The sequence below is a fragment of the Geobacillus sp. LYN3 genome, assembly GCF_003064505.1.
In the GTDB taxonomy this organism is placed as follows: Bacteria; Bacillota; Bacilli; order Bacillales; family Anoxybacillaceae; genus Parageobacillus_B; species Parageobacillus_B toebii.
The window spans coordinates 1-1,203 of sequence record NZ_QCWL01000054.1; the positions used below are offsets into that span (position 1 = coordinate 1).

Here is a 1,203-nt window from a genome sequence, read left to right on the forward strand (position 1 = left end):
ATATACTGAAAATATAAACCCCGCCTTCCTCCACAGCTAAAGCAGTGGGCTTCCGGCGGATGTTCTCGTGAATTTTACGGAAATCACTGTCTTCTCTAATCAGATTAGAACTTTCTCGTAAAATATTTTCCGATAGATCCGATCTGATTTCCTCTAAGACTTTACGGAACGTTCTCTTGATAATTCGCGCTTTTTCTTCTTTCAAATCCGTTAATTGATGGATTGCACCGTTTAACTTTGTAACCATCTCTTCATTCCATTTAATCGAATCAGCCAGGCTATTTTCCATTTCTGTCCGTTTATCCAATAAATGATTGATTAATTGACGAATAAAGATTAATATTTTTTCCATTCGATCGTCTTCCGCAATTGGTCTGCTCAAGTTTTTCAAGAACTCGGCCAGATCATTTTGTTGTTTTCTGCTTCTTAAACGTGATGAATAGGCAAGCACCCGAGCCTGCGGAACATATGCCCGAACTCTCGAACGAGTGTCTTCAATAATTTCGGCGGCTTCTTGTTCATCATAAATTTCATCGATTTTATTGAGCAGAAAATGAATTGAAAGATTAGGGGCATATTTCCGAATCAGCATTAGGATCTCTTGTTCTTGTTCGGTAAAAGGATCGTTCGCATCAAGCACAAATAATAAACTGTCGGCAAAATGCAGATATTTTAGCGCTTCTTCCATATCATTACGATCGCTAAATCCCGGCGTATCCATAAGAACTAGCCTGTTTTCCTGCAAAATTGGCGATGGAAGAGAAAACTCCACAATCGTATTGTCAAAATCCTTATTCAGCCGTCTATCTACTGCCTCCTGGAATTCATGGAAACTTGAAAATGTGGTTAATTCTTCATCGGATATTTTTCTAATCTCCGTCTCCTCATTCCCCTTAAATACAATAACGGAAGATGTCGGAGCAGTTTGGATATTTTCTCCGAGGACCGAATTGATAAAAGCAGACTTTCCATTTCCGGAAGTTCCAGCTACAACTAAATGGTGTGTTTCAAAATCAACCAGTTCTCGGATGATCCATCTGAAACGGTGACCTGGATCAACATGCTGCGCTTCCGCCCATTTTACGATGGAATCGAATAATGTAAGGCTGTATTCCAACCCGTCTGTCCCATGGTAGCGTCAAAAGTTCTATGAAAACTCCACACAGATCATCCCATTGAGCATCGTGGGGCATGCGGAGGGCC

The 1,203-nt window shown here is 40.6% G+C and carries 1 protein-coding gene; it reads right to left on the reverse strand.

Annotation, left to right across the window (positions count from 1 at the left end):
• On the reverse strand, positions 1 to 1,117 hold a 1,117-nt coding region (locus DCC82_RS17005), incomplete at its 3' end, for a dynamin family protein (protein ID WP_233253087.1).
• Between the last annotated feature and the right edge of the window lie 86 nt (positions 1,118 to 1,203).